The 12,073-nt window shown below is 64.3% G+C and carries 12 protein-coding genes and 1 pseudogene; 5 read left to right on the top strand and 8 right to left on the bottom strand.

Translation table 11 applies throughout. The features are described 5' to 3' along the window. Positions 1-136 precede the first annotated feature (136 nt). From DT070_RS04235 to DT070_RS04215, 5 genes and pseudogenes are all read right to left on the bottom strand, one after another. The gene (locus DT070_RS04235) at positions 137-1,219 is read right to left on the bottom strand and encodes a serine/threonine protein kinase (RefSeq protein ID WP_122954289.1); all 1,083 of its coding nucleotides are present in this window, start codon (positions 1,217-1,219) and stop codon (positions 137-139) included. Between the two features lie 123 nt (positions 1,220-1,342). Next, a pseudogene (locus DT070_RS04230) lies at positions 1,343-2,438 on the bottom strand (DUF2855 family protein). Positions 2,439-2,610: 172 nt separating this feature from the next. Continuing rightward, a complete protein-coding gene (locus tag DT070_RS04225; protein WP_122954288.1) occupies positions 2,611-3,027 on the bottom strand; it encodes an organic hydroperoxide resistance protein in 417 nt (138 codons plus the stop codon). Positions 3,028-3,104: 77 nt separating this feature from the next. Then, positions 3,105-3,554, bottom strand: a complete 450-nt coding sequence (locus DT070_RS04220; protein ID WP_122954287.1) for a MarR family winged helix-turn-helix transcriptional regulator — start codon at positions 3,552-3,554, stop codon at positions 3,105-3,107. Between the two features lie 201 nt (positions 3,555-3,755). Further along, positions 3,756-4,169 (bottom strand): RNA-binding protein, encoded by a 414-nt coding sequence (locus DT070_RS04215; protein ID WP_122954286.1) that lies wholly within the window; start codon positions 4,167-4,169, stop codon positions 3,756-3,758. 238 nt (positions 4,170-4,407) lie between these two features. Here DT070_RS04215 and DT070_RS04210 point away from each other — a divergent pair, with 238 nt between their 5' ends. Next, positions 4,408-5,346, top strand: a complete 939-nt coding sequence (locus tag DT070_RS04210; protein WP_122954285.1) for an SAM-dependent methyltransferase — start codon at positions 4,408-4,410, stop codon at positions 5,344-5,346. Here the strand turns inward: DT070_RS04210 and pcaQ are convergent. Beyond that, positions 5,343-6,299, bottom strand: a complete 957-nt coding sequence (gene pcaQ, locus DT070_RS04205) for a pca operon transcription factor PcaQ (RefSeq protein WP_122954284.1) — start codon at positions 6,297-6,299, stop codon at positions 5,343-5,345. The two genes, DT070_RS04210 and pcaQ, sit on opposite strands and share 4 nt — an antisense overlap. A 161-nt stretch (positions 6,300-6,460) precedes the next feature. Here pcaQ and pcaH point away from each other — a divergent pair, with 161 nt between their 5' ends. Together pcaH and pcaG are read left to right on the top strand one after the other, a co-directional pair. Further along, entirely contained in the window at positions 6,461-7,174 is a 714-nt protein-coding gene (pcaH, locus tag DT070_RS04200) for a protocatechuate 3,4-dioxygenase subunit beta (RefSeq protein ID WP_122954283.1), read from the top strand. Between the two features lie 19 nt (positions 7,175-7,193). Further along, positions 7,194-7,784, top strand: a complete 591-nt coding sequence (pcaG, locus tag DT070_RS04195; RefSeq protein WP_122954282.1) for a protocatechuate 3,4-dioxygenase subunit alpha — start codon at positions 7,194-7,196, stop codon at positions 7,782-7,784. Positions 7,785-7,986: 202 nt separating this feature from the next. Here pcaG and DT070_RS04190 read toward each other — a convergent pair whose 3' ends face one another. Further along, positions 7,987-8,796: a siderophore-interacting protein gene (locus DT070_RS04190; protein ID WP_122957245.1), complete on the bottom strand. Its 810-nt coding sequence runs from the start codon at positions 8,794-8,796 to the stop codon at positions 7,987-7,989. A gap of 260 nt (positions 8,797-9,056) precedes the next feature. On the opposite strand from DT070_RS04190, the gene purT reads away from it, so the two are divergent. Both purT and DT070_RS04180 read left to right on the top strand, forming a co-directional pair. Further along, positions 9,057-10,262 carry a formate-dependent phosphoribosylglycinamide formyltransferase gene (gene purT, locus DT070_RS04185; protein ID WP_122954281.1) on the top strand — a complete coding sequence of 402 codons (1,206 nt, stop codon included), beginning with the start codon at positions 9,057-9,059 and terminating at the stop codon, positions 10,260-10,262. A 43-nt stretch (positions 10,263-10,305) separates the two neighbouring features. Next, positions 10,306-11,409 carry a mechanosensitive ion channel family protein gene (locus DT070_RS04180; protein WP_122954280.1) on the top strand — a complete coding sequence of 368 codons (1,104 nt, stop codon included), beginning with the start codon at positions 10,306-10,308 and terminating at the stop codon, positions 11,407-11,409. On the opposite strand, the gene ddpX is transcribed toward DT070_RS04180, so the two are convergent. After that, positions 11,406-11,990, bottom strand: a complete 585-nt coding sequence (ddpX, locus tag DT070_RS04175; RefSeq protein ID WP_122954279.1) for a D-alanyl-D-alanine dipeptidase — start codon at positions 11,988-11,990, stop codon at positions 11,406-11,408. The two genes, DT070_RS04180 and ddpX, sit on opposite strands and share 4 nt — an antisense overlap. Between the last annotated feature and the right edge of the window lie 83 nt (positions 11,991-12,073).

The following is a 12,073-nucleotide window of genomic DNA, read 5'->3' as shown; positions in this document are numbered from 1 at the left end:
ATGTCTCCAGACGTGCCGCCGTCAAGGTGCGGGGCTTGGGACATGCTAGTGGGGGCTTGCGTTTTCGGGCTCATCGCAATCCCTATGTGTACTTAGCAACTGACCGGCCTAACCGGCCTAATCGGCTTTAACGGCTTTACACAATCAGCGGCGTTTCCTGCATGGCCTCGGTCTGCTCTTCCAGCATGTCGACCTGGCCCTTCCAGTAGTCGCTGGAGCCGAACCAGGGAAAGTTGATCGGGAAGATCGGGTCGTGCCAGCGCTGCGCCAGCCAGGCGCTGTAGTGCACCAGGCGCAGGGTGCGCAGCGGCTCGATCAGTGCGAGTTCGCGCCGGTCGAACTCGCGGAACTCTTCATAACCGTCGACCAGCGCGCCCAGCTGCCGGGTGCTCTGCGCCCTGTCGCCCGACACCAGCATCCACAGGTCCTGCACGGCCGGGCCGCTGCGGGCGTCGTCCAGGTCGACAAAATGCGGCCCCGCCAGCGGCAGGCCCTCGGGCGTCCACAAAATATTGCCGGGATGGCAGTCGCCGTGCAGGCGCAGGGTTTGCACATCGCCCACGCTTTCAAACACCGATTGCGCCACCAGCATGGCTTCTTCAAACGCCTTGCACCAGCGCGACTCCATGTCCAGCGGGATATATCCGTGGGTGCCATGCGCGCCTGCTGCGCCTTTTGCGCCGCCGGCCAGCAGGATGTCGCGCGGGCCGTAGCCGAAGGTCTGCAGGTTGAGTGCGGGGCGGTGCGCAAAAGGCTTGGCGCTGCCCACGGTGTGGATGCGCGCGAGGAAACGGCCTATCCATTCCAGCACGTCGAGGTTGTCGAGTTCGGGCCGGCGCCCGCCGCGGCTGGGCGAGACGCTGAAGCTGAAACCGTCGAAGTGATTCAGCGTCTTGCCCTCGAGTACCAAAGGGCCGACCACCGGAATTTCGGCCGCCATCAGTTCGGCGGCAAACGCGTGTTCCTCGTTGATCTGCGCGTCGCTCCAGCGGTCGGGGCGGTAAAACTTGGCCACCACCACGTCGCCCGCCAGGTCGGCATCGCCCACAGGGCTTTCCAGGTGCACCTGGTAGACGCGGTTTTCATAGCTGGACAGCGCCATCAGGCGGCCGTCGCCCAACAAGCCCACGCTGGCCAGCGCGTCGAGCACGCGGTCAGGGGTCAGCGTCTCGTAGACATGCAGCGCGTCGCTGGCGGGGGATGGGCTTTTTTCGGTCATGCCCCCGATTGTCCGCGCAGATGTGCGTGCGCAGGCGCGGGGCTTGTAAATGCCTGTGTTTTGAATGAAAAGTGCTTCCAGCCCAATGACAGCATTGGGTTGTAGCTATCAAAACTATAGCAATCAGGGTAGCAGGATATGGCCGGTGCGCGGGTCGCCCTTGCCGGCCAGCACTTCCTGGTAAACGGCATGTAGGGCGGCTTGCCCCGCATGCCGTTGCGGGGCGAGCCAGGGCGGCGTTGCCCCGGCGACTTTGCGCGTGAAGGCCTGCCAGGCTTGGGCCACCCGCTGGGCGAAAAACCGGCGCACCCCAGTCGGCCACGCGCTTTTTGATTTGCGCCGGCGCAAAGAACAAGGTGGGCTTGGGGCCCGGCAGGTCGCGGCTGCTGCCTTTGGCGGCCAGCTCGTCCACATGCGTGCCGCCTATCGAGCAGTTGTAGCGCAGCTGGCTGAAGCGGCTGTGGATTTGCTGGCGCAGGCCGGCGTTCCCGGCGAAGTCGACGTAAATGCAGGCGGTGCCGGCGGCGATGGTCTCCAGCTGGCCGTAGGTGACGACGCGGCTGTAGCAGCCCAGGCTTTCACAAAACGCCACGTTGCCCGGCGAGGTCAGCCCGGTGACTTCAATCCCCGGCCGCTGGGCCAGCTGAAACGCCGTGCCGTACGCCGTCTTGCTCGACGCGCTGGACAGCAGCATCGTATGGGCGCCAAAAAAATCGTTGTCGGCCAGAAAGTCGTCAATCAGGAACGAAGTGATGAACAGCGGGCGCAGGAGCGACTGCACATCTTCAGTGGCTGCGGTGTAGAACGGGTCGCTGCTGCAGCGCATGTACTGGTTGTAAACGGCGGCCAGCGTTTTGCGGTGTTCGGCGCCGTCCCAAAAGCCCGCGGGCGTGATGCGCGCCGGCTGCAACACCAGCGTGTTGGCCATGGGGTAGTAGCCGTAAAACTTTTCCCCCACGGCAACGCCGTCACATAACGATTCGGCCACGGTGGCAAACCCCCACACCGGAATGCAGCCCCAGCCCTCGTCGCCGGTCGGGAAGAACTGCCAGTAATTCATCGCGTCGCCGAAAGCCGCGTAGGTGATGTTGTTTGCTGTGAGGGCGAAGGATTCCACGCTCAGCCGTACCTGGCCAGGGGCCAGCGGCAAAGGCGCGTCGTTCACCCAGCGCGTTTCGGACAGGGCGTCTTTTCGAATCTGGAAAGTGGCGGTATTCATCCACACACCGTAAATGAAACGGCCCGCCGGTTCAACACCGGCGGGCCGCATTCGTGACACCCCCGTCCAGGCTCACTGCGTGTAGCCTGTTCCCCCCTCAAGGGGGCAGGGCCTGCGGTCTGGCAAAGCCAGCCCCGCAGCCCCTGCTGGTGAGGGGACTGTTGGGCTCCGTTTACTTCAGGGTAATAGTCACGTCAATGTTGCCGCGCGTCGCGTTCGAGTAAGGGCAAACCTGGTGCGCCGCGTCCACCAGGGCTTGGGCCGCGGCGCGGTCCATGCCGGGCAGGCTCACGTCCAGGCGCACGGCGATGCCGTAGGCGTTGGGGATCTTGCCCAGGTCAACGCTGGAGTCGATGGACACGTCTTCAGGGACGGCGATTTTCTGCATGCCGCCCACGGCCTTCATCGCGCCGATGAAGCAGGCTGCGTAGCCTGCGGCAAACAGCTGCTCGGGGTTGGTGCCCGTGCCGGCGGTGCCGGGCGAGCTCAGCGTGACGTCCAGGCGGCCGTCGTCGGTTTTGGACTTGCCGTCACGGCCGCCAGTGGTGTGGGCGTGGGCGGTGTAGAGAACTTTTTCGAGCTTGGTCATGGTGCTTCCTTTGGGAAATACCCCGGTTTGGGGCGGGTTAAAAATTCGGTGATGTGGTGAAAGTGATCTGGTGCTCGTCAGGCAGTCAGCCGCTTGCGGAACGACTGCACTTGCTGTGTCAGCGACACCAGCTCGGGGATCGAGCATTGCGTGGCGCTCATGATGCAGCCGGGGATTTTGGCGGCCTTGGCTTTGAGCTTGCGGCCCTCGGCCGTCAGCGTGATGTGCACGCGGCGCTCGTCCTGCACGGCGCGGATGCGCGAAACCAGGCCGGCGGTTTCCATGCGCTTGAGCAGCGGCGTCAGCGTGCCTGAGTCCAGGTACAGGCGCTCGCCGAGCTCGGACACGCTCAGGCCGTCCTGCTCCCACAACACCAGCATGGCAAGGTATTGCGGATAGGTCAGGCCCATTTCATCGAGCATGGGTTTGTACAGCTTGGTCATGGCCAGCGACGTGGAATACAGCGCAAAACACAGCTGGTTGTCCAGCTGCAGCATGGCGTCAACGGTGTCGGTTTTGTTTGGCATGGGTGAATTGTAGCGCACAATTAAATTGTGTGCAAGTTAATTCGTTGAAAGATGTTTCAAACGCTTCAGGCATGGTGAACAACAGGGGGTTGGGGGCTGCCCGCGCCGCAGGCCCCCAAAAGAAAAAGGCTCCAAAACCGAAGTCTTGAAGCCTTTAGTGCTTTGCTCAGCGCGGGGCTGAGTCAGCTAGTTTTGCAGGGCTTAGTAGCCGCCGCGGCCACCGCCGCCGCCACCACCACCGTAGCCGCCGCCACCGGAACGGCCACCACCGCCGCCGCCGCCGTAGCCGCCACCGCCGGAGCGATCGCCGCCACCGCCGTAGCCGCCACCACCGCCGCCGAAGCCGCCGGTACGGGGAGGACGTGCCTCCATCGGACGGGCTTCGTTCACGGTGATGCTACGGCCGCCGAGGGACTGGCCGTTCATGCCGGCGATTGCGGCTTGAGCTTCGGCATCGTTGCCCATTTCGACGAAACCAAAGCCTTTGGAGCGGCCGGTGTCGCGTTCCATCATGACTTTAGCGCTGGTAATGGAGCCGAAGGCGCCAAAAGATTGTTGCAGGTCTTCGTCACGGACCGTGTATGGCAGATTGCCGACGTAAAGTTTATTGCCCATGGGGACTCCTCAAAAAACACATAAAAACAAAAGCGATGGGGTCCCGAAAGCACAACAAACCAAAGAAGTACCGCCGTGGCGCGCGAAACTGACCGATCACTAACCTGTCCGGGTGTTTTGCAACCCGTACTGCTCGATTATGCGCCCAGAATTGTTAAAGCTCCTTTTTTATTCCATTTCCCGGATAAGGGCATGCCCCTGCCCGTACGGGCCCAGGCGCGCCCACTAAACTTGCCCCATGCCAACCCCCAGTCCCGCGCGCGCGCCAAAAGCCTCCAAAAACCCCGGAAAACCCGCGCCCGCCGCGCAGGTGATTGAAGAATTGCGCCCCGGGCAGTCCATTGAGCTGCTCAAGGAGCTGCACATCCTCACGCGCGAAGGCAAGCTCAACCAGGACACACGGCGCAAGCTCAAGCAGGTCTATCACCTCTACCAGTTCATCGCCCCCTTGCTGGACGAGGTCGCGGCCGCCAAAGCGGCGTTCACCCTGGCCGACCATGGGGCCGGCAAGTCCTACCTGGGTTTTATTCTCTACGACCTGTTCTTTAACGTGGCGCACCAGGGCGAAGCCATGAACGGGCATGTCTACGGCATTGAAACCCGCGCCGAGCTGGTCGAAAAATCCCGCACCCTGGCCGCTCGCCTGGGTTTTGCGCGCATGTCTTTCCTGAACCTGTCAGTGCAGGAGGCGACGACTTCAGCCGAGCTTCCGCCCGCGGTCGACATCGTCACCGCGCTGCACGCCTGCGACACCGCCACGGACGACGCGATTGCTTTCGGCCTGGCCAAGCAGGCGCGCCACATGGTGCTGGTGCCCTGTTGCCAGGCGGAAGTCGCCGGCGTGCTGAAGAAAAGCCGCGCGCTGTCGCTGGCCAAAACCCCGCTGGCCGAACTCTGGCGCCATCCGTTGCACACCCGCGAGTTCGGCAGCCAGATCACCAATGTGCTGCGCTGCCTGCAGCTCGAAGCCAACGGCTACCAGGTCACCGTGACCGAGCTGGTGGGCTGGGAGCATTCGATGAAGAACGAGCTCATCCTGGCGAGCCGGCCCGCGCAGCCGCAGGCGGCCAGGACCCGTGCGGCGCAAGCGCGCTTGCGCGAAGTGCTGGCCGAGCTGGGCCTGGGTGAGCTGACCGCGCGTTTTGCGGTGCAGGCCGAACCCGCCGTGGCCGCTTAAACAGGCGGCGCTGCCTGGCTGCGGCGCTGCGCCGCCAGCAGGCGGATATGGCCGATCAGCCGCTGCTGCGCCTCGGTGGGCGCCATGTCCGCACGCAGCGTCAGTCCCACCAATTCTTCCGTGCCGTCCATGCTGACGGCCAACTGCACCAGCATGCCGCTGTCCAGCTCGGGCCTGGCCGCGCCCAGCGGCGACACCCAGACCGCATCGCTTTGCAGCGCGTAGCCGCGCGCAATCGACACCGACAGCGTTTCCAGCGTGCGCGCCGGTGGCGCCAGCCCGCGCGTGAGGAAAAAACTGTCGGCCGTATGGCGAATCGCGGTGCCCTGCATCGGCAGGATGACGGCGAAGTCCTCCAGCCCTGCCAGCAGATGGCCCCTGGGTGCGCCTTCGGCCAGCAGCGGATGCCCCGGCCGCACCGCCAGCACCAGCGGGTCGGCATACAGGTGTTCAAACGTCAGGCCCACCATGTGGGCGGGCTCGGCAAAGCGGCCAATCACCAGGTCCAGCTCGCGCTGGCGCAGGCGCGTCAGCAGCTCGGGGTTGGAGCCGGTCTCAATGCGCAGGCTGGTGCGCGCGCCCGGCTCCGCCGCGGCATCGTGGCGCAGCAGCAGTTGCGGCATCAGCCAGGGCGCCACCGTCGGCAGCACGCCCATGGCGATGACGGCGCTGCCCTGGCGCCGGGTTTGCGCCACGCTGGAAACGGCCTCGCGCAGCGCGCTCACACTGGCGCCGGCATGGCGCATAAAGGCCTCGCCCTCCCGCGTGGGCACCGCGCCTTTACGCCCGCGCTCAAACAGCCGCACCGCCAGCAGGCCTTCAAGTTCTTTCAGCGTCTTGGACACTGCCGGCTGCGTGATGGCCAGCACGTCGGCCGCCTTTTGCAGGCTGCCGTGCTGCGCGACGGCCAGAAAGCACTGCAGATGCCGGAATTTGATGCGTTCATCGACCATGTGCGGATTTAACCACCAAGCGCCATGATTGGTTAATTTGGTTATGGATAAGTCGATCAAATGTCAATATACATAACTATTTGGCGCGATTAAAGTCATCCCAGCGCCGAAAATCGCCTGAAAAGGCGGCCAGGCAGCCACCTGATCCACGGAGACACCCCATGAAACCCGACCTCACCAACAGCTTTCTCGCCCCCCGCGACTGGACCAGCCACTCGCCGCATATCTACCCCGGCTACAAATCGACCCTGCTGCGCGGTCCCAAGCAGCCCCTGATTCCCATCAAACAGGCGCTGGCTCAGCTCAATGCGCCCGTCTATGGCGCAGAGCAACTCGGCCCGCTGGACAACGACCTGACCCAAAACGCCGTCATGAACGGCGCCCCGCTGGGCGAACGCATCATCGTCACCGGCCGCGTGATGGACGAAGACGGCCGGCCCGTACGCAATACGCTGGTGGAAGTCTGGCAGGCCAATGCCGCCGGCCGCTATGTGCACAAGGTCGACCAGCACGACGCGCCGCTGGACCCGAACTTCCTGGGCGCCGGCCGCTGCATGACCGACAACGAAGGCCGCTACAGCTTCAAGACCATCAAGCCCGGCGCCTACCCCTGGGGCAACCACCCCAACGCCTGGCGGCCGCAGCACATTCACTTTTCGCTGTTCGGCGACTACTTCGCCAGCCGCCTCGTCACGCAGATGTATTTCCCGGGCGACCCGCTGCTGGGCTACGACCCGATGTACATGGGCGCGCCCGAGAGCGTGCGTGACCTCATGGTCTCCAGATTCAGCCTCGACGTGACCGAAGCCGATTACGCGCTCGGTTATGTGTTCGACATCGTGCTACGCGGCCCCAAGGCCACGCGGTTTGAATAAGCGGCCGGAACAGAAAATCATGAGCCAACTCAAACAAACCCCTTCGCAAACCGTCGGCCCCTTCTTTGCCTACGGCCTCACGCCCACGCAATACGGCTACGACCTCAAAAGCCTGTTCACACCCGTGCTGGCCCAGCCGAATGCGCAAGGCGAACACATCCGCATCACCGGCCAGGTGTTTGACGGCGCCGGCAACGCCGTGATGGACGCCATGGTCGAGATCGGCCAGCCCGACGGCAGCGGTCGGCCCATCGCCTCGGTGACGGACGCTGAAGCCCGCGGCTTCACCGGCTTCGGCCGCTGCGGCACCGGCACCCTGCCGCAAAGCCACTACGAGTTTTTCACCGTCAAGCCCGGCGTGGCCGCTGCGGGGCAAGCGCCCTTCATCAATGTCTGCGTGACCATGCGCGGCCTGCTGGTACATACCTTTACGCGCATCTACTTTGAGGATGAGGTGGAAGCGAACGGCAAGGATGCGGTGCTGGCGAGCGTGCCGGCGGCGCGGCGTGGGACGCTGGTGGCGAAGCGCGAGGTAACCGGCGCCGGGCCGGTGTACCGCTTTGACATCCATATGCAGGGTGACAAGGAAACGGTGTTCTTCGACCTGTGAGTCGGGGTGCGGCTGTTTGCTATTAAATAGATAGCTGAAAGTCCATGACTGGTATGGGCTAGAGGTCGGTTTTTCTCTCGAGTGAAGAGCTGCACCCCAACTCTTCAACCCAGCATGAGCCGTGGAACCGGCTTTGCCGGGCCACAGGCGGGCGGCCCCCTCGGGGGGCAGGGAGCTACACAAAGTGAGCGACCGTGGGGGCTCAATCCTCACCGTAATCGTGATCCGGATGATTGACGGTGCCCAGCTTCCAGTACCCACGCCCCACGATGCGGCTGCGCTCCACGCCCAGCTCTTCAATCAGCAACGTGCGGATGCGGCGCATGGCGGCGGCTTCGCAGGCCAGGTAGATACGGGCATCGCCTGCGGGCGCACCGGCTTTGCGCAGGGCCGCTTCCAGTGCCTGGCCAGCCTGGTTGTTGTCTGCGCCGCGGGCGACCCATTGCGCGTCTACTTTGGCGGGGCTTTGCAGCGCGCGCTCTTCAGCGGCATCCACTACCTCGACCAGCACCTTGGCCTGGGCGCTAGCAGGCAGCCTGGCCAGAATGGTTTCAAACGCGGGCAGGGCGCTGTCGTCGCCGATCAGGAAATGCGTGGGCGCATCGAGTGCGAGCTTGTAGCCCGGCCCCGGGCCCATCAAAAACAGCACCTGGCCCGGTTGCGCCTGTGCGGCCCAGGTGGAGGCAGGGCCGTCGCCGTGCAGCACAAAATCGACATCGACCTCGTGCACATCGTTGCGCACCGCCAGCGGCGTGTAAGTGCGCATGGATTTCGGCCGCGGGCCGTCGGGCAACGGGCGCTCGGGCTCGGTCTGGCCGGGCTCCGGAAAAATCAGCTTCATGTAGCAAGCCGGATCGTTCACCTCAAAACCTTCGAGCTCCGCGCCCTGCAGGGTGATGCGGCGCATCAGCGGGCTGAGCGTTTCAACGCGCGTGACCTGCACGCGGCGCGGCGGGCGGCGTTTGCGCGGTGCGGCTTCGGTCGATGGTGAGGATGAGGGTGTGGTGGACATGGTGTCTTTCAGGCGGCGGCACATCGCGTGCGGCTGGGGTGGATCGTTCTAGTTGAGAATAATTATCATCTGATTGCAATGGGCCGGTGGTTTGCAGGGGAAAGGCGGGCTGTAAGGGCTGAGATGGCAGGAAGGGCGATGTCCTACCCGGTCGCGCCGGCCCCGTGCAGTAAAGTAAGTGCCAGCGGCGCCCGCCCGGCGGCTCTCGTCCCTCGCCCTCGTCCCTTTTCCGTCTGACCCCCTCATCCAATACAGCGCTTATGACCATCTTCGGAACCCCTTTGTCCCCCCACGCCACCAAAGTCATGCTGCTCGGCTCCGGCGAGCTGGGCAAGGAGGTGCTGATCGCGCTGCAGCGCCTGGGGGTGGAGACGATCGCCACCGACCGCTATGACAACGCCCCGGGTCAGCAGGTGGCCCACCATGCGCGCACCATCACCATGAGCGACCCGGCCCAGCTCAAGGCCCTGATTGAAAAGGAAAAGCCCGACCTGGTCGTGCCCGAGATCGAGGCGATTGCCACTCCCATGCTCGAAGAGCTGGAAGCGGCGGGCATCGTGCGTGTGATCCCCACAGCCCGCGCCGCGCGGCTGACCATGGACCGCGAGGGCATTCGCCGCCTGGCGGCCGAGACGCTGGGCGTGCCGACCAGCCCTTACGTGTTCTGCGATTCGCTGCAGGAGCTGCAGGCCGCCATTGATTCCAAAATCGGTTATCCCTGCATCGTCAAACCGGTGATGAGCTCGTCGGGCAAGGGCCAGAGCAAGATCGCCGGCCCTGACGACGTGAAGAAAGCCTGGGACTACGCCATGGCCGGCGGCCGCGTGAGCCACGGCCGCGTGATCGTCGAAGGTTTTATCGACTTCGACTACGAGATCACCCAGCTCACCGTGCGCGCTGTCGGCGCTGACGGGAAAATTGAAACCCATTTCTGCGAACCCATTGGCCATATCCAGGTGAGCGGCGACTATGTCGAAAGCTGGCAGCCGCACCCGATGCGCGAGGCCGCGCTCAAAAAGAGCCGCGACATCTGCAAGGCCGTGACAGACAACCTCGGCGGCCAGGGGCTTTTTGGTGTCGAACTGTTCGTCAAGGGCGACGACGTCTGGTTCAGCGAAGTGAGCCCGCGCCCGCACGACACCGGCATGGTCACGATGTGCACGCAGTGGCAAAACGAGTTCGAGTTGCATGCGCGCGCCATTTTGGGCTTGCCCGTCAACACCGCCCTCAAGAGCCCTGGCGCCAGCGCCGTGATTTACGGCGGCGTGGATGCGCAGGGCATCGTGTTCGACGGCGTGGCCGAGGCGCTGCGCGTGCCCAACTCCGACATCCGCCTGTTCGGCAAACCCGAGAGTTTTGTGAAGCGCCGCATGGGCGTGGCGCTGGCCTTTGATGCCGACGTGGAGAACGCGCGCGTCAATGCCAGGATGGCTGCGGGGCTCGTCAAGCCGCGCAAGGCCGGATAACCGCCTGCAGGGAACTTGAGGCCATGACCGAAGTCCTTCATTGATGAATCTCAACGAACTTCATCTTCTGGAAGACTCCTCCTGGCGTGTGTTGATCTCTGCAGCACTGGCGGTGGTGCTGGCGCTGGTGGTGCACCGCGTTGGCGCTGCGGTGATCTGGCGCCTCACACGCAACCTGCCCATCTCCAGCGCGGTGGCGCGCCGCAGCTGGCGGCCCACACGTTTTGTGCTGCCGCTGATTGCGCTGCAGGCCGTCTGGCAGGCCGCGCCCGATGCGCTGCCGCTGATCTCGCAGGTGCGCCACGGCAATGCCTTGCTGCTGCTGGCCACGCTCACCTGGCTCGCGCTGCGCGCCATCGACGGCGTCGCCCAGGGCGTCATCGGCCAGCATTCGGTCGAGGTTGAGGACAACCTCAACGCGCGCCGCATCCACACGCAGACGCGGCTGCTGTCGCGCACCGCCGGCTTCATGGTGCTGGTGGCGGGGCTGTCGCTGATGCTGATGACTTTTCCCGGTGCGCGGCAGGTGGGCGCCAGCCTGCTGGCCTCGGCTGGTGTGATCGGTATCGTGGCTGGTATCGCGGCACGGCCGGTGTTCAGCAACCTGATTGCCGGCCTGCAACTGGCGCTGGCCCAGCCGCTGCGCATCGACGACGTGCTCATCGTGCAGGGCGAGTGGGGCCGCGTGGAAGAAATCACCGGCACGTATGTGGTGCTCAAGATCTGGGACGAGCGGCGCCTGATCATCCCGCTGCAGTGGTTTATCGAGAATCCTTTCCAGAACTGGACGCGCAGCAGCGCGCAGATCATCGGCACGGTGTTTGTGTGGGTGGATTACCGCATGCCGCTGGAGCCGCTGCGCCAGGCCGCGCGCCGCGCCTGCGAAGCCGCGCCCGAGTGGGACAAGCGTTTGTGCCTGCTGCAGGTGGTAGAGGCGGGCGAGCGCAGCATGCAGTTGCGCGTGCTGGTGACCTCGGGCAACTCCAGCCTGAACTGGGACTTGCGTTGCAAGGTGCGCGAAGCATTGGTGGACTTCATGCAGCGCGAATACCCGCAGTATTTGCCGCTGATGCGGGCCGAGATCGCCGGCACGCCTGGGCCCGACGCGTCCCTCAACGAAACGCCACAGCCTCCCCGGTCGCTTTAAGCCTGCGCGGTATCAGCGCGCGCCGCGCAGTGCATGAAGGCGTGGCTGTCAATCAGCGGAAACTGTTTCGCGTCCGGCAACTGGTAGTGCCACCATTCATTCGGGTGGTGCACAAAGCCCGCTTCCAGCATGATGGTCAACAGCTTCATGCGGTTGAGCTGGATCTCCACCGGGTGCGCGGCATGAAAGTGGTGCGACGCCGTGCTCATGGTGTCGACCGGCGTGCCCATGTCCAGCGCCTGCCCGTCGGCGCCCACCAGGGTGAGGTCAACGGCCACGCCGCGCGTGTGGTTGGAGCCTTTGGCCGGGTCGGCGATGTAGGCCGGGTTGGGCGCCACGGCCCACAGCGCCTCTTGCGCCTCCTGGGGCCGGAAGGCGTCAAAGATCTTCAGCTGAAAGCCCATGCCCCGCGCTGCGGCGATGGCCTTGCGCAAGCCGGCTTCGGCCTGCGGGTGCAAAAAACACAGCGCACTTTCATAAATCACCTTGCCGGTGAAGTTCTTGTCGCTGGCGTAGATCAGGTCGATCTCGACGCCGTGGGTGGGTGCGGTGATCAGGATGAGGGGCGGCTGCGGGTCCATGGTGTCTGGCGAGTTTATATATGAAATAGGCCTCCAGCCCAATACCTGCATTGACTTCTTGCTATACAAAACATAGCAATAGC

Origin of the sequence: Polaromonas sp. SP1 (assembly GCF_003711205.1) — a bacterium.
Taxonomy (GTDB): Bacteria; Pseudomonadota; Gammaproteobacteria; order Burkholderiales; family Burkholderiaceae_C; genus Polaromonas.
The sequence above is the reverse complement of the archived record's forward strand: the minus strand, read 5'-3'. Positions and strand labels throughout refer to the sequence as shown.

Coding starts and splice junctions, on each gene's coding strand:
- DT070_RS04190 (WP_122957245.1), bottom strand. CDS start 8,796: ATGTCCACCACACCCTCATCCTCACCATCGACCGAAGCCGCACCGCGC.
- purT (WP_122954281.1), top strand. CDS start 9,057: ATGACCATCTTCGGAACCCCTTTGTCCCCCCACGCCACCAAAGTCATG.
- DT070_RS04180 (WP_122954280.1), top strand. CDS start 10,306: ATGAATCTCAACGAACTTCATCTTCTGGAAGACTCCTCCTGGCGTGTG.
- pcaG (WP_122954282.1), top strand. CDS start 7,194: ATGAGCCAACTCAAACAAACCCCTTCGCAAACCGTCGGCCCCTTCTTT.
- pcaQ (WP_122954284.1), bottom strand. CDS start 6,299: ATGGTCGATGAACGCATCAAATTCCGGCATCTGCAGTGCTTTCTGGCC.
- DT070_RS04210 (WP_122954285.1), top strand. CDS start 4,408: ATGCCAACCCCCAGTCCCGCGCGCGCGCCAAAAGCCTCCAAAAACCCC.
- pcaH (WP_122954283.1), top strand. CDS start 6,461: ATGAAACCCGACCTCACCAACAGCTTTCTCGCCCCCCGCGACTGGACC.
- DT070_RS04235 (WP_122954289.1), bottom strand. CDS start 1,219: ATGACCGAAAAAAGCCCATCCCCCGCCAGCGACGCGCTGCATGTCTAC.
- DT070_RS04220 (WP_122954287.1), bottom strand. CDS start 3,554: ATGCCAAACAAAACCGACACCGTTGACGCCATGCTGCAGCTGGACAAC.
- DT070_RS04225 (WP_122954288.1), bottom strand. CDS start 3,027: ATGACCAAGCTCGAAAAAGTTCTCTACACCGCCCACGCCCACACCACT.
- DT070_RS04215 (WP_122954286.1), bottom strand. CDS start 4,169: ATGGGCAATAAACTTTACGTCGGCAATCTGCCATACACGGTCCGTGAC.
- ddpX (WP_122954279.1), bottom strand. CDS start 11,990: ATGGACCCGCAGCCGCCCCTCATCCTGATCACCGCACCCACCCACGGC.